At 56.3% G+C, this 934-nt stretch carries 1 protein-coding gene and 1 pseudogene; both read right to left on the bottom strand.

Features of this window, described 5'->3' with window-relative positions:
• Positions 1-175: 175 nt before the first annotated feature.
• Positions 176-823 (bottom strand): helix-turn-helix domain-containing protein, encoded by a 648-nt coding sequence (locus tag QJT78_RS51655; protein ID WP_049808000.1) that lies wholly within the window; start codon positions 821-823, stop codon positions 176-178.
• 12 nt (positions 824-835) lie between these two features.
• A pseudogene (locus QJT78_RS51650) lies at positions 836-934 on the bottom strand (IS5/IS1182 family transposase); the annotation flags it as partial.

Here is a 934-nt window from a genome sequence, read left to right as displayed (position 1 = left end):
TAAACGTCCTGCCTGACCGGCTACTGCTGTTCAGCGGCGCTGACGGCGATCATCAGGTGGGGGAGTTTCAAGTGACCATACCCGGGGGATTTTGACCGACCCACGGGGCCTGAAAGTGCGGTAGTTGCTGCGGGCGATCCTAACCGCGACCGAAGCTTTTCACGCCGTCCGCATGTTAGCTTTGCAGGTCAAGGCTCGCGAGCCGCTGCCGGTCCAAAATCACGATCTCGCGTTGGGTATTGCCGATGAAATCGAGGACACCATCAGTGTGCAATTGCGACACTGCACGCGAAACGGTTTCGACGGTCAAACCAAGGTAATCGGCGATGTCGCGCCGAGACATTGGGAGCGAGATCACGTCAGCAGCCGTGAGTCGTTCATCCATCTCGTGCAAGAACGCGGCAACGCGCTCCAGAGCAGTTTTACGTCCGAGCAGCAGCATATGGTCTTCGGCGTGTTGCAAGTTATTCGTCGTCAAGCTGAGCAAGGTGCGCCAGACAACCGCGTCATTCTCGGCGACCGTCTCAAGGTGTTGCCGCCTGATCAGGCGAACAGCGGTTTGGATGATCGCTTCCGCCGTAAATCGGTGGACTCCGCCGTTCTCGAGTCCAAAAATATCACCCGGCAAATGAAATGCGCCAATCTGGCGCCGCCCATCGGAGAGTAATTTGCAGGTCCGTACCGCGCCTTTCCTGACCTGGTAGACGTACTCGGCTGGCTCACTCTCGATGTAGATGGTTTTACCTTTCTTGTAAGTGAATTCACTCAAGCTGACGATCGGATTCGAGCCGCTCGATATGCCGAGCTCACTGAGCGAATTGATTAGGGTCCAGACTCAATTGAGCCAATATGCGACGAGAGCGGCGAGATGAACAGCGGCCAAAAAATTACGGGCGAGCTTGTCATATCGCGTGGCGATGCGCCGGAAGTCCTT

The sequence above is a fragment of the Bradyrhizobium sp. Mp27 genome, from assembly GCF_029953005.1.
In the GTDB taxonomy this organism is placed as follows: Bacteria; Pseudomonadota; Alphaproteobacteria; order Rhizobiales; family Xanthobacteraceae; genus Bradyrhizobium; species Bradyrhizobium barranii.
This window is presented reverse-complemented; position numbering and strand designations above follow the sequence as displayed.